This window comes from Mesorhizobium sp. ES1-1 (assembly GCF_020164785.1).
Taxonomy (GTDB): Bacteria; Pseudomonadota; Alphaproteobacteria; order Rhizobiales; family Rhizobiaceae; genus Mesorhizobium.
This window is the reverse complement of sequence record NZ_JAIUGX010000004.1, coordinates 149,897-173,622: the sequence shown is the minus strand read 5'-3', so window position 1 is coordinate 173,622 and position 23,726 is coordinate 149,897. Positions and strand designations below refer to the sequence as shown.

At 63.9% G+C, this 23,726-nt stretch carries 10 protein-coding genes; 7 read left to right on the top strand and 3 right to left on the bottom strand.

Going from position 1 to position 23,726, the window contains the following annotated elements:
* Positions 1-125: 125 nt before the first annotated feature.
* The 3 genes from LB513_RS08630 to LB513_RS08620 all read right to left on the bottom strand — a co-directional run bounded on the left by LB513_RS08630 (position 126) and on the right by LB513_RS08620 (position 10,026).
* Complete coding sequence (locus tag LB513_RS08630; protein WP_224663055.1) at positions 126-1,784, bottom strand: ABC transporter substrate-binding protein; 1,659 nt, start codon at positions 1,782-1,784, stop codon at positions 126-128.
* Between the two features lie 256 nt (positions 1,785-2,040).
* Positions 2,041-8,094, bottom strand: coding sequence for a translocation/assembly module TamB domain-containing protein (locus LB513_RS08625; RefSeq protein WP_224663054.1), 6,054 nt, complete (start codon positions 8,092-8,094; stop codon positions 2,041-2,043).
* A 3-nt stretch (positions 8,095-8,097) separates the two neighbouring features.
* On the bottom strand, positions 8,098-10,026 hold the full coding sequence (locus tag LB513_RS08620) for an autotransporter assembly complex protein TamA (RefSeq protein ID WP_224663053.1): 1,929 nt from the start codon (positions 10,024-10,026) through the stop codon (positions 8,098-8,100).
* A 268-nt stretch (positions 10,027-10,294) separates the two neighbouring features.
* Between LB513_RS08620 and LB513_RS08615 the strand changes: the two genes are divergently transcribed.
* The 7 genes from LB513_RS08615 (at position 10,295) to LB513_RS08585 (ending at position 23,723) form a co-directional block, all read left to right on the top strand.
* Entirely contained in the window at positions 10,295-15,775 is a 5,481-nt protein-coding gene (locus tag LB513_RS08615; protein ID WP_224663052.1) for an alpha-2-macroglobulin family protein, read from the top strand.
* A gap of 158 nt (positions 15,776-15,933) precedes the next feature.
* Positions 15,934-18,024: a penicillin-binding protein 1C gene (gene pbpC, locus LB513_RS08610; RefSeq protein ID WP_224663051.1), complete on the top strand. Its 2,091-nt coding sequence runs from the start codon at positions 15,934-15,936 to the stop codon at positions 18,022-18,024.
* A 204-nt stretch (positions 18,025-18,228) separates the two neighbouring features.
* Complete coding sequence (locus LB513_RS08605; protein WP_224663050.1) at positions 18,229-19,254, top strand: sulfate ABC transporter substrate-binding protein; 1,026 nt, start codon at positions 18,229-18,231, stop codon at positions 19,252-19,254.
* A 20-nt stretch (positions 19,255-19,274) separates the two neighbouring features.
* A complete protein-coding gene (cysT, locus tag LB513_RS08600; RefSeq protein ID WP_224663049.1) occupies positions 19,275-20,126 on the top strand; it encodes a sulfate ABC transporter permease subunit CysT in 852 nt (283 codons plus the stop codon).
* A complete protein-coding gene (cysW, locus tag LB513_RS08595; protein WP_224663048.1) occupies positions 20,119-21,003 on the top strand; it encodes a sulfate ABC transporter permease subunit CysW in 885 nt (294 codons plus the stop codon). The genes cysT and cysW overlap by 8 nt, the downstream gene beginning before the upstream one ends.
* 12 nt (positions 21,004-21,015) lie before the next feature.
* Positions 21,016-22,056, top strand: coding sequence for a sulfate/molybdate ABC transporter ATP-binding protein (locus LB513_RS08590; RefSeq protein WP_224663047.1), 1,041 nt, complete (start codon positions 21,016-21,018; stop codon positions 22,054-22,056).
* 245 nt (positions 22,057-22,301) lie between these two features.
* Positions 22,302-23,723, top strand: a complete 1,422-nt coding sequence (locus LB513_RS08585; RefSeq protein ID WP_224663046.1) for a sensor histidine kinase — start codon at positions 22,302-22,304, stop codon at positions 23,721-23,723.
* The last annotated feature ends 3 nt before the right edge of the window (positions 23,724-23,726 follow it).

The window sequence follows — 23,726 nt, the reverse complement described above, 5'->3', positions numbered from 1 at the left end:
GGTCTCAGATAAGGTCAACCCTGTTTCGAAAACCTTGCGACGACACGCCGCCGCTGCATCTCGTGCAACGGCGGCGATCCCGGAAATATGAGGCGCTGACGCCCCCCATATCCCTCAAGCCATGGTCAAGCCTGTTCGAGCCAGACCTTGCCGAAATCGTGCTCGTAGGTGGGGTGCATCGAGTGGTTCTTCACCTCGGGCTTGATGTTGATGTAGAGCTTGCGCCAGTAAGGCTGGATGATGATGCCGGAATCCTGCAGCATCTGCTCGATATCCTTCATCACCACCTTGCGCTTCTCCGCATCGGCGATCCCGAGGGCCTCGTTGACCTTCTTGTCGAAGTCCGGATTGGCATAGGCCGTCTCGTTCCAGGCTTCGCCTGAACGGTAGGCGATGGCGATGACCTGGATGCCCAACGGACGCATGTTCCAGTTGGTTTCCGAGAACGGATATTTCGTCCAGTCATTCCAGAAGGTCGAGCTCGGCAGCACGGTGCGCTTCACCTTGATGCCGGCCTCGCGCAGCTGGGCCGCGATCGCGTCCGTGGTGTTCTTGTGGTAGTCCTCGTCGTTGCTGATCAGCTCGTGTTCGAAATCGATCACGCCGGCTTCCGTCAGCATCTGCTTGGCCTTGGCGATGTCGCGCGGGATTTTCGGCAGTTCGACATATTCCGGATGGATCGGCGCGACATGGTGGTTTTCCGCCGGCGTGCCGGCATTGCCGTAGCCGAGCTGCAGCACCACCGAATTGTCGACGGCCAGACACATCGCCTGGCGCACCTTCTGGTCACCATAGGGTTTGGCGTTGATGTTGAAGCGCGAGACCACGGTGGCCGCGGTCACCACTTCCGATGCGGGGGCGCCGACGTCCGCGATGATCTTGACGTAATCGGCCGTCGTCTCATGGTTGGTTTGCACCTCGCCGGATTCGAAAGCCGAAACGGTCGCCGCCGGATCGGTGCCGTAGTCGATGAACTCGACGCCGTCGAGGAACGCCTCGCCCTGCCACCACTTGCCGGTGGTGCGTCGCTTGTAGACGACCTTCTGGCCAACGTCATAGGACACGAGTTCGAAGGGACCGGTGCCGATCGGGCAGTTCTTGAAGTTCGCGCCCTTCTCGTCGAAGGTCTTGTGCACGATAAGCGCCGGATAGTCCGTCAGGTTGGCAATGAGCGCGATGTCGGGCTTGGTCAGCTTCAGCTTGACCGTCATGTCGTCGACCTTGGTGATCGACCCTTCGCTCAGCTTCTTGGTCTTTTCGTCGACGAGGCTGCCGAGGCGGCCCGGCATGGAGTTGCCCTCGGCGTTCTTGTCGGCCCAACGCGTGAAATTGTAGATCACGTCGTCAGCGGTGAACTTGTCGCCATTGTTCCACTCGACGCCCGGGCGCACATGCAGAGTATACTCGGTCGCGTCGTCGTTGATGTCCCAGCTCGCCAGCAGGTAGGGCGCGAAGGTGTACTCCTTGGTGTACTTGACCAAGGGCTCCAGCGCCTGGCGCTCCGCGTTCGAGATCTCCGACCAGTCGGCCGTCCGCGGATCCTTGGGGTCCTTCACGGACATGGCGACTTTCAGAACACCGCCCTTCTTGCCCTGCACATCCTCGGCCTTGGCCGGGGTTGGGGCCGCGAGGCCGAGCAGGCCGTAGGCCATGGCTGTCGAGGCGCCGAAAATGCTGGCCAGCGCCAGGAATTCTCTACGGTCTACCGTTCCCGCCTTGGCTTCTTTGGCCATGGCCAGGATGTGATCCGGAACGTTGTCGCCGTTGCTCTTATAGATTGTCATAACTAGCTCCCATTGTTGGCTTTCCGCCGATTAACATTCCGCATCCAGGTCACGATGTCAAAGACGTCATGGACCTGGAACTGAACATGCAGCGAATGTGCAACTTTGGAAAGGGAGCGGTGCGCGCGATAACGACAGTCTTGGCGCAAAAGTGCTAGCGCGCCCCGATTCCGCCAAATTCTCACGGGGCGTCCAAACTGGAATATTGGCAGGGATAACGACAGTCCCAGTTCCGGCCATGATGAGGGCCAGGCCGTCAATATTCCTTCTCGTAGAAGATGCCGCCCTTGGCCTCGCCACCATCATTGGCCTCGCCGCGCAATTTGACGCCGCGCCCGACATTCAGGTCGATCGTCGCCTTGCCGGAGCCCGGCTTGTCGCCCTTCTGGATCGTCACATAGGTGCGGTCGTTCAGATACTTGCCGGCCGAGACGGATGTACCGCCCTGGTCATCGGTAGTGACGTCGAGATCATCGACGCCGATCGCGCTGCGCAGGTTTTCCAACAGCGAGGTCGAGCCGCCCACCCCGGCCAATTGGCCGGCCGCCTCGGCAAGTTGGGCGATCTGCAGAGGCGACAGGTTCGACATGGAGCGCCCGAAGATAAGCTGGGCCAGGACCTCGTCCTCGGGCAGCGCCGGCACCGAGGAGAAGTTGAATTTGGGGTTGTTGGCCTCGCCCGACACCACGATGGTGACGGTGGTGCTGCCCGTCGTCGTGGTCGCCGTCAAATTGAGGTAGGGCACCAGCGACCCGGAGAAGCCGACCGTTCCTTCGGAGAAGGTCAACCGCTTGCCCAGGATCGACAGCCGCCCGCGCTGCAGCGTAAAGGTGCCGACCGCCTGCGGCGACGAGGCCGGACCGGTCAGCCGCAGCGACCCGCCCAGTTCAGCGTCGACGCCCCTGCCCTGGATGAAGATCTGGTTCGGCGCATTGACGGTGACGTCGAGGACGAGGCCACTGCCACCCTTTCCCCCGCTGCTCGTCGCCGGACGGAGCGCCTTGTCCTGGGCCCTGACGGCGCTCGGCGCATTCTTGTGCTTGACGTCGAGCGCAGCCAGCGAGCCCGGCAATTTGTCAGGAACCGTGATCACGGTCTTGGCGAGATTGACGGTTCCGGCGATGACCGGCGCAGAGACGAGCGGGCCCTTGATCGTCAGGTCGCCGCCGAGATTTGCGGTAACCACCCTGCCGTCCGTGTAGCGGCCGTCAACCAGCTTGATCGACAGATTGGCCGGAAACCCCTGTGCCGGATCGATGCCCACCGTGCCGCTGGCCGACAGGCTGCCGCGCGTCGACAGCGTTCCGGTGAGCCGGTTGATCCTGGCGACGCCGCCGCCAATCGATATGTCGGCCGCGAGGTCGTTGACCGCGAGGCCGGAACGCGCGTCGACAAGACGCGCCCCGGCGGTGCTGACGCTGCCGCCGATGACCGGCGATGTCGCTGGGCCGCGCACCTGAACATTGACCTTGGCCGTTCCAGCCAGCGACAGGCCTTGTGCGGCGAGCTTCTGCGCAAGGATGCCGAAAGGCACGGAGCCGTTGAAGTCGAGCGCGAGCGCCGGTGTGCCCGAAGTTGTCACCGTGCCTCCGCCCTTCAGTCCCAGCCCACCACCGCCGCTGACAGTGGCGTCGAATGTCAACTTGTTGCCGGCAAACGATCCGGAGGACGAGACGCTTACCGCGCTGATGCCGGCGCCCCTGGTCTGCGAGGTCTGCACGCCTGACGCGTCGAGTTTGAAAGCGACGGATGGACTGGCCGGCGTGCCGGTCACCTTTGCCGTGCCCGAGATCGAGCCGGCCGCGTCGAGACCGGGCGAGAAACTGTTGGCGAGCGACATCGGCACCCGCGCCAGGGTCGCATTGATGTCGAGAGTTGTACCGATCTTGCCGGTCACCGTCGCCGTGCCGCCGCCGAGGTTGAGCACCAGCCTCTCGAGCGTCGTCGAGCCATTGGCGATCGTCACGGTCGAGGCCTGGGCGATGGCGGCCTTGATGCCCTGGACCGTCGCCTGGCCGGAAACGAGTTCGATGGTCGTCGTGCCGTTCACCACTTTCACGCGGCCGGCCGCCTTGGCGGGGATGCCCTTGACCGTCGCGCCGCCGGAAAAGCCGGTCCAATCGCCGTCGCGTTTCAGGTCGACATCGATGCCGTTGATGACCGTGCCGCCCGAGGTGACGGTGTCGGCACGTATCTTCCCGGAGATCACCGGCGCGGCCAGATAATTGGCGATCAGCGCATCGATGGAGACAGCCTTTGCCTGCAGGTCTCCGCGCGAGATCGAGGCCGTGGTGGCCTTGATCGCAACCTGCGGTCCCGTGGCATTTTTCGTGAATGCGATCGTGCCGCGGACATCGCCTTCCGCCTTTTCCAGAGCCAGCGCGGCGAGCGGTCCGATATCCGGCAGGTCGAGCGAGACCGTGCCCTCAGGAACGAACTTTTCATCCAGCGCCAGATCGCCTGAAATCCTGTTCTTGCCGAGCGACAGCAGCAGGCCGTTGATGGCGCTCTTGCCGTTTGCCGTCGCCAGCACCGCGCTGCCCTGCAAGGGCTGGCCGGCGACATTGCCGGTGAGCTGCACATTTGCTGCCGGATTGGCGGCATCGGCCTTGCCGGTGGCCGTCAGCTTCAGCCCGGTGATCTCGCGCGCTGCGACCAGGAGCCGGTCGCTGCTCACGGTCAGAGACAGGTCCGGCGCGGTCGCCGGGCCTTGAGCGTTCAAGTCGAAGGCGATGGCGCCCTTGGCGTCTTTCGACAACAGGGAGATATCGGTGAGCGAACCCGTGATGCCTGCTGCCACCTTGTTGTCGGCGAGGCTCGCCTGCCCCTGCGCGCTCAATGCACCCGACGACAGTTTCAACCCGTCGACGTTCACATTGCCTGCGTCATCGCGCTTGAGTGTCGCGCTGAGTTGGGTGCGTTCGGCAAGCACTCCACGAGCGGCCGACGGCAGCGCCGCCGATGCCGCGTCGGCTTTCAGGTTGAGGTCGATCGCGCCGTCCGCCAGGGAGACCCGGCCGGTGAAGACGCTGTTCAGCGCATCGCTCGTCACCGAGCCGCTGTCGATGGTGATCGCGTCGGCGGCAAGGGTCCCGTCGACCTTGGCTCTAACCTTGCCGGCGATCAGCGGCGCGATCGTCGCATTGTCAAGGCCGATCCTGTCCGCCGAAACCGTTGCCGAGATCGGCCCGGTCCGAGCCTTGAGATCGAACGCTTCGGAATGCAGGGCAAGCGTCATGCCTTCAACCTTGGCAGGTTTGGTGGCGACGGAGGGCAGCGTCGCCGAAATGTCGAGGCGCGGCCGAGCGCCCTGCCCGGCCGCCTTTACCGAAAGGGTCTGCAGTTCGAGCTTTATCGGGCTTTCCGCGCTGCCAAGCGTCAGCGGCAGGCTTGGCCCGGCGGATGCGAGGTCGAGCGTGAAGTCGCTGGAGCCGTTCGGGTTTATGGTGCCGGCGGCCTTGCCCGAAATCTTGTCGCCGCTCAGCGTCGCGTGGTCGAGAGCGACGCCGCCGGCCATTGTGTAGCTGCCGGCCGCGTCGACTGCCAGCGGACCCAGCGCGGCCTGGCGCGTCTGGCTGGTCTCGACGCCTCCCAGTTGCGCGTTGAACCGGACATCTGGCGCGGCCGCCTGGCCGCTCACCCGCGCCGTGCCGCTAAGCGTGCCCACGGCATTGAGCCCCGGCGAAAAATCATTGGCAAGCGCGGCCGGCAGGGCAGAAAATTCCGCTGCCAGGTCGAGCGTCTCGCCCGCGGTTCCAGACACCGTCACGGAGCCGCCTCCGACATCGAGCGCCAGTTTTTCGATGCTGGTCGTGCCGTTGGCGATGCTCAGCGTCGAGGGCTGAGCGATGGCCGCCTTGATGCCGCGGATCGTGGCTTCGCCCGAAACGACCTCAACGCTGGTGACGCCGTCTGCGATCTTGAGCTGGCCGGCTGCGGTGGCCGGAATGCCCGCTATCGTCGCTCCGCCGGTAAAATTGGTCCAGTCGCCGTCGCGCTTGAGGTCGACGGCAATGGCGCCGATCTGCGTGCTGCCCGAAGTGACGTTGTCCGCCTTGATCGAACCCGCAAACGCCGGCGCCTTCAGATAGTTTGAGATCAGCGCGTTGACGGTGATAGCTTTGGCCGTGACGTCGCCGCGCGCGATCGCCGTGCTTTGCGCATCGATCGCGACGGACGGGGCGTCGCCCTCTTTGCCGAAATTAATGGTGCCATTAATGTCTCCCGTCACCGCTTGCCCGGCAAGTGCCGCGAGCTGGTCGACGGCAGGCGCGGCAAGCGTCAGCGTGCCCAGCGGCAGGAATTTGTCGTCCAGAGCCAAATCGCCCGAAACCTTATTGTCGCCCAGCGAAACCAGGAATCCTTTGATCGAACGCTTGCCCTCGCTCGTCACCAGCTCCGCCTTGACGTCGAGTGCCTGCTCGTCCACCAGACCGGTCAGGGCGATGGTAGCGGCGGGGTTGGCGATATCCGCCTTGCCGCTCGCGTTCAGCTTGATGCTCTTCACCGTGCGGCCGGAGGCGGTCAGGCTGTCGCTGTCGGCGGACACCGTGAAATCGGGCGCACTCCTGGCGCCGCTGGCCGAAAGGGCGAAATCGACGCCGCCGGCGACAGGCACACCGACCGTCGGCGACAGGACCGAAACGTCGCCCAGCGTGCCCTTGATATCGGCCTGGATGTCGGTGCCTTGCGCGCTTGCCGTACCGCTGGCGCTCAGCGTACCCGATGTGAATTCGATCTCGTTGGCGGCGAAGGACCCCTGCGGATCGCGCGTCGCCGACGCCGAGAATTTCACCCGCGCGCCGAGCACGGACGCGATCTGCGGCGGCAGCGCGGTGGACACCGCATCGGCGTTCATCTTGAGCTGCATCGACAGATCGGCGAGCGCGACCGTCGCCGTCAGCGAGGCGTTCAGCGCGTCCGACCGCAACGTGCCCTGGTCGATGGCAATGGCGTCCTTGCTGATCGAACCGGCGAGATCGACATCGACCTTGCCGGTGACCAGCGGAGCCAACGTTGCCACGTCCGTGTTCAGCCCGCCGGCTTCCAGCTTGACGGTCACCGGCCCGGCGCGGTTCTGGATGTCGAAGCCATCGGAATGCACCTGAGCCACCAGATCGTCCAGCCGCGTTCCGCCGGCCACGATAGAGACGAAGGAGGCGCCGATGTCGACGGCCGGCGCCCTGCCGTCACCGAAGGCACGGGCGGTCGCGTTCTTGATGGCGAGCGTGATCGGCTGCGCCTTGCTGCCGACGCTGATCACCACGGGCGGCCCCTTGGTGGCGAGTTCGACGGACAGATCGCTGGCACCCGCCGGATCGACGATGCCCTTTGCAGTGCCGTGCACCGCGTCGCTGTCGATATTGGCCCGCTCGACGCTGATACCGCCTGCGGCTGTCGCGACGCCCGCGACATCGAAAGTGGTCTTGCCGGCGAACAGCGGCTTCAAATTCTCCGGCAGGAAGCGCGCGAAATCGCCATCGCCTTTGGCCTCCACATGGTTGCCCTTGTCGGTGAGTTGGTGGCGGCCGGTCAATTGGGTGACGATCTTGCCATCGACGCTGAAGGTGCCGATACCATTCCAATTGGCGAGCGAGCCGGTGCCCGATACGGTGATGTCAACCGGCGGCGCATCGGGCAATTGAAGCAGATTGGCGATGATTCCGCCCGCCGGCTCCGATGCCTTGAGGTCGAGGTCGAGCCTGTTATCGGCCGGTGCGAAGTGGATCTTGGCGTCGACCTTGCCTTGCTTGCCGTCGTGACGGGTAACGTTGAGCGTCGTCTCGACGGCCAGCGGCGCGGCATCAGCCTTGAGCATTCCCTTGGCGGCGAGTTCGGCAATGCCGCTGCCGGCAAGGTCCTGGCCGAGTGCGATTTCGGGCAGGTCGAACTGCTTGATATCGACCGAAACCGGCAGGGTCGTGGTGCTGCCCTGGGCCTGCTGACGGGTCGAGGCCACCGGCAGCCGCGCCAGCTCTATCCGTTCAGCGGCGATGCGGTCGGCGCTGAAGCGTTTGGATAGCAACGCCAGAGGCGACCAGTCGATTGCCACCTTGCGCGCCACCAGCCAGGCGCCCTCGCGGTCCTCGAGAACCACATGGTCGACGCTGAGATTGCCCGACCAGACGCCATCGATGCCGCTGACGGTGATCTTGCTGTCGTCGCTTGAGGCCACCCGCGAAATGATGCCGGCGAGATTGTCGCGTCCGCGCTCGGTCTTGGTCAGCACCACCAGGGCGCCGATCGACCCGGCAACCACGATGAGCAGCGTGTAGAGGACAATGCGGAGAATGCGCCAGACCGTCTTCATCGCTCAGAACGCCTGCCCAATGCCGGCATAGATGCCGAAGGTCGGATCGCCGGGGTCCCGGTTAAGCGGCACCGCGGCATCGATCCGCAGCGGTCCGAACGGTGTCACGTAGCGCAGTCCGACGCCGGCGCCGACCTTGACGTCGGAGAAGTTCGGCACCGATTTCGTCGAGACCGAGCCGGCATCGACGAACGGCACGATGCCGATCGTATCGGTGATGGCGATGCGCATCTCCACCGAGGTTTCGAAGAAGGAGAGTCCGCCGATCGGCTGGCCGTTGAAATCCTTGGGGCCGATGCCCTGATAGGCGTAGCCCCGCACCGAGCCGCCGCCGCCCGAATAGAAGCGCCGGTCGGCCGGCACGTGTTCGAGGCTGGTGCCGACGATCGAGCCGACGGCGACCCGTTCCGCCAAGACGAAGCGCGACGCCGAATCCACCGACTGATAGGCCGATCCCTCGCCCCTCAACTTGAGGAAGGCCGCACCGCTCAAAATGTCGTAGCTCGGCTCGGCGTAAGCCAGCAGCCTGAAGCCGCCGGTGGGGTTCAGCCGGTTGTCCCTGTTGTCGTACACATATTGCAGCGGGATGCTGGCGATGAGGTATTTGTGCTTGCCGAAGGCATCGGTAACCCGCGAATAATCGAGCGCAACCTCGGCTGAGACGGTCTGCTTCTTGTCGAGTTCGTAGGACAGGCCCGTGTTGCCCTTGACCGAGAAATGGTCATAGGCATCGGGATGCTCGAGCACCGTCTTGACGCCGGCGAAGAACTTCGACGCCGGCCCGACCACGCCCGGCTTCTCGAACATGATCCCGGCATTGTAGTTGAGTTCGCCCAGATCATTGCTGCCAATGCCGCTGATGGCGCCCTCGATGCGCAGCTTTTCGGCGTGGCCGAAGAGGTTGCGGTGGCCCCAATAACCTTCCAGCCCAAGTCCCTCGGTGTTGGACAAGGTTCCGCCAAGACCGAAATACCGGGGCTTGCGTTCGCTGACCTGGACGCCGATCGGAATGTTGCCGTCGGCGTCGAACTTGTCGGCCTCCTTGAGGGTCACGCTGTTGAAGACCTCCAGCGCCAGCAGCCGGTCGCGCGCATCGCTGACCTCGTCGGGTGAATATTGCCGGCCGCGTTTGAGGCCGGTCATGTATTCAGTGAAGTCGCGATCGACCTTGTCCGTGCCTTCCACCGTCGTCGCGCCATAGCCGGCGACCGGGCCGGCCGCCACCGTAAGCGTCACGTTGAGCGTCGAGGTGGCATGGTCCGCGACGATCTGTCGGTCCGTCACCTTGGCCAGCGGCCTGCCTTCCTGCTTCAGTGTCCTGACGATCAGCGCTTCAGCCTTCAGCACGGCTCCCGAGCCGGCATCGCCGCCGGCGATGAGGCCGTAATCGGCGCTCAGCAGTCCCGCAGCGTCACCCGCAAGCCTGATGGTGCCAAGGGTGAATTTCGGGCCAGCGACAATCTCGACCACCACCGGAATTGGCTGCGGACCCTTGAATTCCGCATCGGGCGGAAGCTCGTCGAGCGGCTTGCCGTCAATGGTGATGGTGACGACACCCTCATAGCGTGCGTCGGCGTAGAGCGCAGCGACAAGCTGTTCGCGATCACTCCGCGCCTTGGCCATCAGCCCCAGCGAACCGGCCACCGGATGGTCGACATCGCTCTCCAGGGATGATGCGTTGGAAAGCTTCTTGACGAGGTTCTTGTCGGCGTCGGGCGCATTGATGGTGACGGCGTAGCGCAACGGATCGACAATGTCGGCGTCTTCGTCGCTGGACGAGCCCCAAAGCTTGAAGCCGAAAAGCTCGAAGGCTGCCGCCGGTCTTGATTCACCAGCCAGCGCGGCCGCGCAGACCGCAGCCAGAAGCAGGGCGCGCGGAAGCCGGCGCCGTGGCGCCGTGCCCCCTGACATCTGCTCTTCATGCGCCGACATTAATCACAACCTAGGATACAAAACTAAAATTGGAATGAAGTTTTGAAGCGCTCGTAAAGGGGCCACAATCCAATTGTCTGAAATAGGACGGGCTTGGAATTCACACCTTTTGCGTCTTCGCAAGAATGCGTGATCCTTTTCCTATGGACGTACTACCGGCGTTGCGCCGGAAAGGAAACCGTTGGCGGGCGGAACCGCCGTGTCCTGTGTTGACAAGCTTGATTGAAGCTTGATCATTCCGGGACGTCTGCACTGTCTGGAGGGTGGAATGACAATGCGCGCGGCTCGTGGCCTGTCGATTTTGATGCTTTTTCTCTTCGCCTGGGGCTCCGTCGCGCAAGCGGCCGAAGCGCGGCGAATCGCAACGACCGAAAATTCCGACTATTTCGGCTTTGACCTTCGGTCCGAACAGAATGTCACGCTCGACCAGTGCAAGACGACCTGCCTGGGCGATCCTGCCTGCCGCGCCTTCACCTACAACAAGAAGGCGAAATGGTGCTTCCTCAAGTCAGACTACAACCAGTTGAAGACGTTCAATGGCGCGGTGGCCGGCAAGATCGTCACCATCGACGGCGATCCCGACATCGGCGCGCCGCCGGAACTCGCCTTCTTCCCCGGCTGGATGGCGGACCAGGCACAGCAATATCGCAACAAGCTGCTCGGCCCGGCCTATGAAAAGCCGACTGAAGGCATTGCTGGCCTGACCAGCGCCGCCGCACAGGCCGTGCTCGCCGGCGACCACCGTTCCGCCATGCTGAAATATGAAGCCGCCGTCTCGGTCCTGCCCGACGACGGCCGGCTCTGGCTTGATTTGGCGCGCGAAACACTTGCCGTCGAGCCCGCCGCCAACACTTCGGAAGCTTCCACTTTACCGGCAAACGGCACTTCTGCCGCCTTCAATGCCTACAAGCTGGCGCGTACCGCCAGGGCGCGAGCGGAAGTGCTGGCGCTGCTCGGCAAGGGCCTGGACAAGCGCGACCTCTACCGTCCTGCCCTGCAGGCCTATGAAGCCAGCCTTGCCCTGGAGGCGTCTCCCGCCGTCCAGGCAGACTATGCCGATCTCAAGGCGCGCAAAGGCTTCCGCGTCATCGACCACACTGTCGATGCCGACACCAGCGCGCCGCGTATCTGTGCTCAGCTTTCCGAGGACCTGGTCAAGACCGGCGTCGACTACGCGCAATTCGTCACAGTCGACAACGCGGCGCCGAAGGGCGTCGAGGCCAAGGACAAGCAGATCTGCGTCGAGGGCCTCGAACACGGCCAGCACTATGACGTCACCTTCCGCGCAGGCTTGCCGGCGGCCATCGGCGAAGTCACTGCTGCGCCCGTGGTGCTGTCGATCTATGTGCAGGACCGCGCTCCTTCGGCCCGCTTCACGGGTGATAGTTTCGTCCTGCCGGCGGGCGCGCGCCGCGGCATTCCCGTCGTCACCGTCAATATGAACGCCGCGCAAATGAAGCTCTATCGCATCGGCGATCGTTCGCTGGCACAGCTCCTATCGGGCTACCAATTCCTGCACCAGCTCGACAGCTACGACATTTCGAATATTTCCGAGCAGATGGGCGCGCCGGTCTGGCAGGGTCAGCTCGACATTGCCAACGATCTCAACAAGGAGGTCACCACTTCCTTCCCGGTGGACGAAGCGCTGCCCAGGCGCAAGCCCGGCGTCTATGTGCTCACGGCCGAGGCCGTTGACGGCAAGGGCGATGACTACAGTTCGCTGGCGACCCAGTGGTTTGTCGTTTCCGACATCGGGTTGTCGACCTATGCCGGCCAGGACGGGCTCAATGTCTTCGCCCGCTCGCTGGGTAGCGCGAAGCCGATCGCCGACGCGGAGTTGACGCTGGTGGCCCGCAACAATGAGGTTCTGGGCACCGCCGTATCGGACGCCGAAGGCCACGCCGTCTTCAATCCCGGCCTGACGCGCGGCGACGGCGGCATGGTGCCGGCCGTGCTGATGGCCAAGCAGGGCGACGACGATTTCGTCTTCCTCGACATGGGCCGCGCGGGCTTCGACCTGTCGGACCGTGGTGTCACCGGGCGCGCGGCACCGGGCGCGCTGGACGTCTATGCCTGGACCGAACGCGGCATCTACCGCGCCGGGGAGGATGTCCATGTCGCGGCACTTGCCCGCGACGGCGCAGCCAAGGCGGTCGAGAACCTGCCGCTGACCTTCATCTTCTCTCGCCCAGACGGCGTCGAGGACCGCCGCATCGTCAGCGACGGCGCATCCGCCGGCGGCCATGCCGTCGACCTGCCGCTAGAGCCTAACGCCATGCGCGGCACCTGGTCGGTGTCGATCTACACCGATCCCAAGCAGCCGGCGGTCGCCACCCAGATGTTCCTGGTCGAGGATTTCGTGCCGGATCGCATCGAATTCGACATGACCGCCGACAAGAAGGAGATCGCGCAGGGCGAAACCGCGAATATCAGCATTGACGGCCGCTTCCTTTATGGCGCGCCGGCGGCAGGCCTGGCGCTGGAAGGCGAATTGACGCTCTCGACCTCGCGTGACTGGGATCGCTTCCAGGGTTTTTCGTTCGGTCTTGCCGACGAACAGTCGGCCGAACCCACGGTAACTCCCCTCGCCGATCTGCCGGTGGTGGGGGACGACGGCAAGGTGACCTTCCCGGTCTCGGTCGAGCAACTGCCCGCGACCACCAAGCTGGTCGACGCCAAGGTAACGGTGCGCATGCGTGAAACAGGCGGACGCGCCATCGAGCGCTCGCTCGAGATCGGCATCCGCCCGCAAGGCCACATGATCGGCATCCGGCCGGACTTTGCCGACAATGAGGTACCGCAGGGCGGCACGGCCAAGTTCAGCCTGATCGCCGTCGATCCCGAAGGCAAGCGCGAGGCCCTGAAGGGCGCGCGCTGGTCGCTGGTCAAGGTCGAACGCAATTACCAATGGTACCGGTCGAACAGTTCCTGGAACTACGAGCCGGTCACCTTTACCAAGTCCATCGCCAACGGTCAGGTCGACCTTGGCGCCGACGGCGACGCGACCGTTTCCGTGCCTGTCGATTGGGGCCAGTACCGGCTCGAGGTCGAAACATCGGACCCCGAGGGACCGGCGACCAGCTATGAGTTCGATGCTGGCTGGTACGTCTCCTCGACCACCACCGAAACGCCCGATGGCCTGGAAATCGCCCTCGACAAGGACAGTTACGCTGCGGGCGAAGTGGCCAAGCTGAAGGTCTCGCCGCACTTTGCCGGTGAACTCCTGATCAATATCGGGTCCGACAAGCTGCTGAAGACCGTCACGGCCACCGTGCCGGCAGGCGGCGGCACCGTCGACATTCCGGTCGGCGAAGACTGGGGCGCCGGCGCCTATGTCACGGCAACCCTGTTCAGGCCCGGCGATGCGCAGGAATCGCGCATGCCGGCCCGTGCCATCGGCGTGAAATGGCTCAACGTCGATCCCGGTTCGAAGAAGCTCGCGGTTACATTGACGCCGCCGGACAAGACGATGCCGCGCCAGCAGCTGTCGATCCCGGTTTCCGTGGCCGGCGTGCAGCCCGGGACCAACGCCTATGTCATGGTCGCCGCTGTCGATGTCGGCATCCTCAACCTTACCAACTACAAGGCGCCGGATCCCGAGAACTGGTTCTTTGGCCAGCGCATGCTCGGCATGGAGATCCGTGACCTCTACGGACGTCTGATCGATGGTTCGCTAGGCAATACCGGCAAGATCAGGACCGGTGGTGACGGCTCCAACATGCAGGCGCAAGGCAGCCCGCCGACCGAAAAACTGGTCGCCTTCTTCTCCGGTCCGGTCGAGCTTGATGCCGACGGCAAGGCGAGGATCGACTTCGACATCCCGCAGTTCAACGGCACCGTGCGCGTCATGGCTGTCGCCTGGACCAAGGAAGCGGTCGGCCATGCCCAGTCCGATGTCATCGTTCGCGATCCGGTGGTGATCACCGCCGGCTTGCCGCGTTTCCTCGCACCCGGCGACAACGCCGTCATGCGCCTTGACGTTGCCGACACCGACGGCCCCGCCGGCGACTACGCGCTGTCGATCGAGACCACGGGTGACCTGTCGACCGGCGACAAGCCATTGCCCGCGAAGCTCACGCTCGCCCCAGGCAAGCGCCAAACGCTGACCGTGCCTCTGGTTGCGGCCGTGGCGGGCGATGCCTCGCTCACCATCACGCTTGCCCATGCCGACGGCACCACGGTCGAGCAGACGCTTTACGTGCCGGTACGCCCGGCGCAATTGCCGGTGACCACCCGTCTCGTGGTCGACCTCAAACCGAATGGCGGTGCACTGCGCGTCGACAAGGAGTTGCTGGCGGCAAGCCTGCTCGACGGCGCCTCCGTCAGCGTCGGCGTTTCCCAGGCAGCGGCCTTCGACGTTCCGTCGCTGCTGATGACGCTCGACCGCTACCCCTATGGTTGCGCCGAACAGACCACCAGCCGCGCCATGCCGCTGCTCTATGTCAATGACATGGCCTCCAGCATGGGCATGGAAAGCGATCCCGACCTGCATGGCCGGGTCCAGGACGCTATCTACAAGGTGCTGAGCTACCAGTCCTCGTCCGGCAGCTTCGGCCTCTGGGGCCCGGGGTCCGGCGATCTTTGGCTCGATGCCTATGTCAGCGAATTCCTGACCCGGGCGCGCGAGCAGAAATACGACGTGCCTACCCTTGCCATGAACCAGGCGCTGAACAATCTGCAGAACTCCCTTGGCTACGACCAGAGTGTGCAGGATCGCGGCAGCGAGATCGCCTACGCGCTCTACGTCCTGGCCCGCAACAAGAAGGCCTCGATCGGCGATCTGCGCTATTATGCCGATACTCAGTTGGAAGCCTTCTCGAGCCCGATGGCCGTTGCTCAACTGGCGGCGAGCCTGGCGCTCTACGGCGACACCCAGCGATCGCAGGCGACGTTCGAGGCCGCTCTCCGGCTCGCCAAATCGGCGACGGAGTACGACTACTATCGTTCCGACTATGGCTCGCCGCTGCGTGACGGCGCGGCGATGCTGGCCCTGGCGGCTGAGTCAAAGCCGGTGCCGACGATCGTTCCTGAACTGATCAAGCTGGTCACAAGGGAACGCGCCGAGGCCAGGTGGACCAGCACACAGGACGAAGCCTGGATGCTGATGGCGGCGCGCGCGCTGAAGGAAGGCAATGATGCGATCACGCTGACTGTCAATGGCGCGACGCATTCGGGCGGCTATTCCAACCAGGTCGATGGCGGCGCGCTCGCCGACAGCCCGCTGGAAATCGCCAACACCGGCAAGACGCCGCTGCAGGCCTTGGTCACCACAGTGGCAGCGCCGGTAGAGCCTTCGCCGGCCGGCGGCGACGGCTTCACCATCGAGCGCACATACTACAAGCTCGACGGCACCGAAGCCAATGTGACGGAGGCAACCCAGAACGAGCGCTATGTCGTCGTGCTCAAGGTCAACGAGCAGAACAGCTGGCCGTCACGCCTGCTGATCACGGACCTATTGCCCGCCGGCTTCGAGATCGACAATCCGGGCCTGGTCTCCAGCGCCCAGCTGACGAACTTCTCCTGGCTGGCACAGACTGATGCCGCGCACCTCGAATTCCGCAACGACCGTTTCGTGGCGGCTTTCAACCCAGCCGACGGCGACCACGACCACAATCTGACGCTTGCCTATGTCGTGCGCGCCGTGACGCCCGGCACCTACGCCCACCCGGCAGCAACGGTGGAGGACATGTACCGGCCGCAATACTCGGCCCGCACCTCCACCGGCATGATGGAGATCAAGGCGCCGTAAGGGGCTATGATGACGATGGACAGGACGATGGCGCTGCCCCTCATCCGCCTGCCGGCACCTTCTCCCCGTGGAAAACGGGGAGAAGGGTCGAGCTCCAACATTGGCATCCCCCTCTCCCCGTTCTTCACGGGGAGAGGGTAAGGGTGAGGGGCGGCGCCATGCTTTCAAGAAGAGTCCTTCGCCGGGCGGCTATTGCCGGCCTTTCCCTCGTTTCGTTTACGGCAATCGCGGCCGCCTCCCTGTGGGAGCTCGACCGCGCCTTCCCACCTCCCCTTCCAGCCGAACTCACGGTCTCCACCGAAATCCAGGACCGCGACGGCCAGCTGCTGCGCGCCTTCGCCACGCCGGACGGGTACTGGCGGTTGAAAACCCGGCTAGACCAGGTCGACAAGCAATTCGTCGACATGCTCGTCACCTATGAGGACAAGCGCTTCTGGGACCATGAAGGCGTCGACCTCCTGGCGCTGGGGCGCGCCGCCGGCCAGTTCGCCACCAGCGGCCATATCGTGTCCGGCGGATCGACGCTGTCGATGCAGCTTGCCCGCCTGATCGAGCCACGCGAGAGCCGCAGCCTCGGCTCCAAGCTCAAGCAGATGCTGCGCGCCATCCAGATCGAGCGGCGGCTATCTAAGCGCGAGATCCTCGAACGCTATTTGACGCTGGCGCCCTATGGCGGCAATCTGGAGGGCGTCCGCGCCGCCACGCTCGCCTATTTCGGCAAGGAACCGGCGCGGCTTACCGTTTCCGAAGCCGCCCTGCTCGTTGCCCTCCCCCAATTGCCGGAAAGGCGCCGGCCCGATCGCAATCTCGGGATTGCCCATGCCGCCCGGGACCGGGTGTTGGCTCGCATGGTGTCTTCGGGCCTGCTTGGCGAACGCGAGGCGGCCCGCGCCGCGCTGGATGACGTCTCCGGCCTGCGTCGCACCCTGCCGGCGCTGGCGGCTCACGCTGCCTATGCGATGCTGCCCAGGGCCGTGCCCGGCGAGCCGCTGCGACTGACGATCCGCAAGAGCGTCCAGGTAGGGCTGGAGCAGGTGGCGCGCGATGCCGCCACCAGGCTCGGGCCCCGCCTCTCGGTCGCCATGGTGCTGGCCGATTCCCGCACCGGCGACATTCTGGGGGAAGTCGGCTCTGCCAATTTCTTCGACGCCAGCCGCTCCGGCTGGATCGACATGACAAAAATCGTCCGCTCGCCCGGCTCGACGCTGAAGCCGTTCATCTATGGCCTTGCCTTCGAGCAGGGGCTGGTGGCGCAGGAAATGCTGATCGAGGACAGCCCGGTCGACTTCTCCGGCTATCGCCCGAAGAATTTCGACATGGGCTACCAAGGTGATGTCAGCGTCCGCCAGGCGCTGCAATTGTCGCTCAACGTGCCTGCCATCCGCGTCCTCGACGCGGTCGGGCCCGCCCGGCTGATGGCGCGTTTCCGTCAGGCCGGCGTGAACCCAGTGCTGCCGGTCAACGAAGCGCCCGGCCTCGCCATCGGGCTTGGCGGCGTGGGCATCACGCTGCGCGATCTTGTCCAGCTCTACACAGGGCTCGCCAATGGCGGCAAAACGCAGGCGCTGCATGACGGCACCGAGCCGGCCGGCGCCGAGCGCGCGAGCACCACGATCCTCGATGGCCAGGCCAACTGGCAGATCACAGACATATTGTCGGGCGTCAAACCGCCCGAAGGCGCGTTGCAGCGCGGCATCGCCTACAAGACCGGTACCTCCTACGGCTATCGGGACGCCTGGTCGGTCGGCTTCGACGGACGCTACGTGCTGGGCGTCTGGGTCGGCCGCCCCGATGCCGGCGCTGTTCCCGGTCTCTCCGGCTATGTCTCGGCCGCCCCTGTTCTGTTCGAGGGTTTCGCACGATCGGGCTTGGCCGCCGTCCCCCTGCCCGGCAAGCCACCCGGCATGTTCACCCCCAAACGCGAGGATTTGCCGGTGACGCTCGCCCGGTTCGGTGCGGGCGCCGACGGCCTCGTCCAGGCGGCGCCGACCGAACCCGCGCCCACCATCATCTTTCCGCCCAACGGCGCCCGCGTCGACCTCGCCACCAATTCGGCCGACGCATCGCCGCTGGTGCTGAAGCTGCAAGGCGGCCGCGCGCCGTTCCGCTGGCTGGCCAACGGCAAGCCGCTGACCGGTATCGACCGCCGCCGCACCGCGACCTGGATGCCGGACGGCGCCGGCTATTCGACGCTGACCGTCATCGACGCTGCCGGGCGCGCGGCCAGCGTGAAAGTGTTCGTCGAGTAGGCGAAGCCGACGTCCGCCTGGGAGCGAGGGTCGTCAACCCCTGGCGGGGCCGGCGGCCAACCGGCGCGCCGGGTTGAGGAAAAAATTTCTCGGATTGGCGATTTTTCGCTGAACATTTTCTTCAGTCGGGTGAAAGATGCAACATTCGTTGCATCTAAATTCTATTAATTCGATAGAGTTCGCTTCATATTAATGGAGGCGGGAATGCAACCTCATTTCAAGAAACTGCTGGGCGCGCTGGTCGCAACGTCTGTCCAGTTTGGTACGCTCGGTTTCGCGTTTGCCGACACCACCATCCTCAACGTGTCCTATGATCCGACGCGCGAACTCTACAAGGCCTATGACGAGGCGTTCGTCGCGCACTGGAAGGCGGAGACCGGCGAGACTGTTACCGTTCAGCAGTCGCATGGCGGATCGGGCGCCCAGGCGCGCGCCGTGATCGATGGGCTCGACGCCGATGTCGTGACGCTGGCACTCGAAGGCGACATCAACGCCATCGTCTCCAAGTCGAAGAAGATCAATCCTGACTGGCGCAAGAAATTCGAAAATAATTCAGCACCTTACACATCGACGATCATCTTCCTGGTTCGCAAGGGGAACCCGAAGGGCATCCATGACTGGAGCGACCTCGTCAAGGACGGCGTCCAGGTGATCACGCCGAACCCAAAGACCTCCGGCGGCGCGCGCTGGAACTACCTGGCGGCCTGGGCCTACGCCAATGCAAATGACGGCGGCGACGAAGCCAAGAACAAGGAATTCGTCGGCAAGCTCTACGCCAATGCGCCCGTGCTCGACACCGGGGCGCGCGGCTCGACGGTGACGTTCGCGCAAAAGGGTATTGGCGACGTGCTCATCGGCTGGGAAAACGACGCGTATCTCGCGCTCGACGAGTTCGGCGCCGACAATTTCGACATCGTCTATCCGCCGACTTCGATCCTGGCCGAGCCGCCGGTGGCTGTTGTCGATGCCAATGTCGATGCCAAGGGCACGCGCAAGGTGGCGGAAGCCTATCTCGGCTGGCTCTATTCCAAGGAGGCCCAGACGATCATCGCCAAGAACCACTACCGACCGGCCAAGCCCGAGCTCGTGGCGCCGGCGGATATGCCGAAGACGCCCGACATCAAGCTGATCTCGATCGACGATCCGCTTTTTGGTGGCTGGAAGAAAGCACAGCCTTACCATTTCGGCGACGGTGGTATATTCGACCAGATCTACAAGCCGGCCCAGTGAGCTAAACAGATCAGGACGATATGACCACAGCACCCGCGCCAGCGGGGTGGCGGTTCAGGCAGCCGAGTGTCATTCCGGGTTTCGGATTGACGCTCGGCTTCTCGCTTGCCTACCTCACCCTGATAATCCTCATTCCTCTGTCGGGACTGGTCTGGCGCTCGGCCGCCCTTGGCTGGCCCGAATTCTGGTCGATCGTCACCGATCGCCGCACCGTCAACGCGCTTGAAATCAGCTTCGGCACCGCTTTCGTGGCGGCCGCCGTCAACGTCGTCTTCGGCACTCTTGTCGCCTGGGTACTGGTGCGTTACCGCTTTCCCGGCCGGCGCGTGGTCGACGCGATGGTCGATCTTCCCTTTGCCCTGCCGACGGCGGTGGCGGGCATCGCGCTCACCACGCTCTACGCGCCGAACGGATGGATCGGCAAATTGCTGATGCCGCTCGGCATCAAGGTCGCCTACACGCCGCTCGGCATCGTCATCGCGCTGATCTTCATCGGCCTGCCCTTCGTTGTGCGCACCGTGCAGCCGATCATGGAAGAGATCGATCGCGAGGTCGAGGAAGCAGCTGCCACGCTGGGCGCCAGCCGCTTCCAGATCATCACCCGCATACTGTTTCCGGGGCTGGCGCCGGCCATCACCACCGGCTTCGCGCTTGCCTTCGCGCGCGGCGTCGGCGAATACGGATCGGTCATCTTCATCGCCGGCAATCTTCCCTACAAATCCGAGATCGCACCGCTTTTGATCGTTATCCGGCTTGAGGAATACAACTACCCGGCGGCGACCGCGATCGCGGCGATCATGTTGCTTTTGTCGTTCGTTATGCTGCTCATCATCAATCTTGCACAGTCATGGAGCCGCAAGCGCTATGGCTGACCCCGAGATCAAATCCTGGGCACCAGATCATGAGAGCCGTTCGGCAGCGGTCACCGAAAGCCGGCCCGCGCAGGCTGTCCTGATGGCCATCGCCTTCGGCTTCCTCGGCATCTTCCTGCTGCTGCCGCTGATCATCGTCTTTCATGAAGCCCTCGCAAAAGGCCTGGACGCCTATACGCAGGCGCTGAGTGATTCCGACACTCGCTCGGCGATCCGGTTGACGCTGCTGGTCGCGGCCATCTCCGTGCCGCTCAACGTCGTCTTCGGCATTTCGGCGGCCTGGGCGATCGCCAAGTTCGAATTCAAGGGGAAGGCGTTCCTGACCACGCTGATCGATCTGCCCTTCTCGGTCTCTCCCGTGATATCGGGACTTGTCTACGTGCTTCTCTTCGGCGCGCAGGGCCTGCTCGGCGGCTGGCTGAAGGCGAATGGCATCCAGATCTTGTTCGCGGTGCCCGGCATCGTGCTCGCCACCGTCTTCGTCACCTTCCCCTTCGTCGCGCGCGAACTGATCCCGCTGATGCAGGAACAGGGCAATGGCGACGAGGAGGCGGCGCTTTCGCTCGGCGCCAATGGCTGGCAGACCTTCTGGTATGTGACGCTGCCCAACGTCAAATGGGGACTGCTCTACGGCGTTCTCCTGTGCAACGCACGGGCCATGGGCGAATTCGGTGCCGTGTCCGTTGTCTCCGGCCATATACGCGGCCTGACCAACACCATGCCGCTGCATGTCGAAATCCTCTATAACGAGTACAACGCCGTCGGCGCCTTTGCCGTCGCCTCATTGCTGGCTGGCCTGGCACTCGTCACGCTGGTCTTGAAAACACTTCTCGAGATGCGCTACGGCGCCGAGATCGCCGCATCGCGCGGGCATTAGAAGGTTCTGCCGATGGAAGTTCGCGTTGCCAACGTGCGCAAGGAGTTTGACCGGTTTCCGGCCCTGCACGACGTGTCGCTCGACATCAAGTCGGGCGAGCTGATCGCGTTGCTTGGCCCTTCGGGTTCCGGCAAGACGACTTTGCTCAGGCTCATCGCCGGACTGGAGCGGCCGACCCGCGGCAAGATCTTTTTCGGCGACGAAGACGCCTCCCACAGATCCATCCAGGAGCGCAATGTCGGCTTCGTCTTCCAGCATTATGCCCTGTTTCGCCACATGACGGTGGCTGACAATATCGGTTTCGGGTTGAAAGTCCGGCATGGAGCGACGCGCCCGCCGGCTCAGGAAATTCGCCGCCGCGCGTCCGAACTGCTCGACCTCGTGCAGCTGTCAGGCCTCGAAAAACGCTATCCCGCGCAACTTTCGGGCGGCCAGCGCCAGCGCGTGGCGCTGGCGCGCGCCATGGCGATCGAACCCAAGGTGCTGCTACTCGACGAACCCTTTGGAGCGCTCGACGCGCAGGTGCGGCGCGAACTGCGCCGCTGGCTGCGCGAGATCCATGACCGCACCGGCCACACCACCGTCTTCGTCACCCACGACCAGGAGGAGGCGCTGGAGCTTGCGGACCGCGTTGTGGTGATGAGCCAGGGCCGCATCGAACAGGTCGGCACTGCCGACGACATTTACGACACGCCTAACTCGCCCTTCGTATACGGCTTCATCGGCGAGTCGAGCTCGCTGCCGGTGAAGGTCGAGAATGGCGAAATCTGGCTGGCCGACCGCCCAATCGGACTGTCTGCGCCCCATGCTCCCCCTGGCGACGCCACGCTCTTTTTCCGCCCGCATGATGTGGAACTTCTCGATGGCTGCAGCGGCTGCATCGCCGGTACGGTCGTTGCCAGCCGCCGCGTCGCCGGCACGAGACGTGTGGAGCTCGAAATAGGCGGCCAGCGCCAGCGCGTTGAGATCGAGCTTCCGGTTGGCCATCCGGCCGCACAGAAAAGCCGGGTGGCATTCCGTCCCGGACGCTGGAGACTGTTTCCGGCCGCTTGATTCCGAAGGGCTCTTCGAACCAGTTCTGGTTCGTTTCTTCCTCGCCCCTGCCCCCAGCGGCAGTCGCGCCTGGAACCGTTGCCGGGCTCGCGCGTTAGGCGCATCATGTCAAACCTTTATTGGCCTGGCTGCGAGGGTTGCTGGAGCACGATGAAGGCGCATAACTGTCCACATCGGTTTTGGTCCAGATGAATCGGCCGCCTCTTGCGACGGATCTGGTGGTCGACCAAGGAAGCCACACCATATTGGCAGCTTCGAGAGGTGAGAAGCGATCACGCGTTGCTCTGGTCGTGGCCGAACTTTCGCGCCGCTGGGCGCAATTGTCGCTAGCTCTGCAGTTCCTGATTGTTGGCGGCTTCGGCCTGGTCGTCTTGATGCTAGTCGTCGGCCTTTGGGTGACATGGCAAATTCGAGAAGGCGTCATCAAGAATGCCGCCGGTACAACCGCTCTGTACGTCGACAGCGTGATCGCACCTCTTTTGCCGGACATGCGCACCGGCAACGAGCTGACCGATGGTGTGAAGCAAGCCCTGGACGAGACCCTGGACCAGGGTGCGCTCGGCAAAAGATTGGCTTCTTTCAAACTTTGGCGGCGAGACGGCAAAATCCTCTACGCGACGGACAGTGCCCTGATCGGCAAGGTGCTCACGCCGAGCAAGAACCTGATTGCTGCCTTCGGCGGCAGTGTCGCAGCCGAATACGACAATCTGGACCCCGCCGAGCAGGAAGAGCAAAGGGACGCCAAGTCGCCCTTGCTCGAAATCTACAGTCCGGTTCGCGAACCTTGGTCCGGCGAAGTCGTTGCGGTCTCCGAATTCTACGAAGTCGCCGACGACTTGCGGGCGACGCTGGCGTCCGCCTTGTGGTGGAGCTCGCTCGTCGTGGCCGGAGCCACTGTCACGGCGCTCGCCATGTTGTTCGCGATTGTCCTGCAAGGAAGCCGCACGATAGTCAGCCAGCGCTCCTCCCTTGAGGGCCGGCTACGCGAATTGCAGGAGTTGCTGGCGCAGAATTCCGCGCTCCGGCAGCGTGTCCAGCGCGCCGCCGGCCGGGCCACCGCCCTCAACGAACGCTATCTTCGTCGCATTGGCGCGGATTTGCACGATGGTCCGGCCCAGCTCGTCGCCTTAGCGGCTTTGCGACTGGACAGCCCGCTTCTGTGTGCCCCCGACACGCCCCCGTCGGAGCGACAGGCCGAAATCGCCAACATTCATCATACGTTGGGCGATGCGTTGCACGAGATTCGCGCCATTTGCCACGGCCTGGTCTTGCCTCAGATCGAAACGTCGGGGGTCGCCGAGATATTGAAGCTGGCGGCCTCGGAGCACGAACGCAGAACATCATCCGACGTCGAACTCGAGCTTGCCCCTGATCTGCCGGAACTCGGAACATCTGAAAAAATCAGCATTTATCGCTTTGCCCAGGAAGGGCTGAACAATGCCTGGCGTCACGGCAAGGGAAAGGATCAAACACTGAAAGCCATGATCAAGGACGGCAGATTAATGGTGCAAGTCACCGATCACGGGCCGGGCTTCAAGGTCGTGACGCGCGAAGGGCTCGGACTGGCTGGGCTTCGGGAACGCATTGAAAGCATTGGAGGCCATTTTGAGACGGTTTCGAGCGCAGCGGGGACGGCCTTGACGATCGCCCTTCCTTTGGAGAGTTAGGAC

Bases quoted from the DNA above. Each gene is read 5' to 3' on its own strand.
- LB513_RS08630 (WP_224663055.1), bottom strand. From the start codon at position 1,784: ATGACAATCTATAAGAGCAACGGCGACAACGTTCCGGATCACATCCTG.
- LB513_RS08625 (WP_224663054.1), bottom strand. From the start codon at position 8,094: ATGAAGACGGTCTGGCGCATTCTCCGCATTGTCCTCTACACGCTGCTC.
- LB513_RS08620 (WP_224663053.1), bottom strand. From the start codon at position 10,026: ATGTCGGCGCATGAAGAGCAGATGTCAGGGGGCACGGCGCCACGGCGC.
- LB513_RS08615 (WP_224663052.1), top strand. From the start codon at position 10,295: ATGACAATGCGCGCGGCTCGTGGCCTGTCGATTTTGATGCTTTTTCTC.
- pbpC (WP_224663051.1), top strand. From the start codon at position 15,934: ATGCTTTCAAGAAGAGTCCTTCGCCGGGCGGCTATTGCCGGCCTTTCC.
- LB513_RS08605 (WP_224663050.1), top strand. From the start codon at position 18,229: ATGCAACCTCATTTCAAGAAACTGCTGGGCGCGCTGGTCGCAACGTCT.
- cysT (WP_224663049.1), top strand. From the start codon at position 19,275: ATGACCACAGCACCCGCGCCAGCGGGGTGGCGGTTCAGGCAGCCGAGT.
- cysW (WP_224663048.1), top strand. From the start codon at position 20,119: ATGGCTGACCCCGAGATCAAATCCTGGGCACCAGATCATGAGAGCCGT.
- LB513_RS08590 (WP_224663047.1), top strand. From the start codon at position 21,016: ATGGAAGTTCGCGTTGCCAACGTGCGCAAGGAGTTTGACCGGTTTCCG.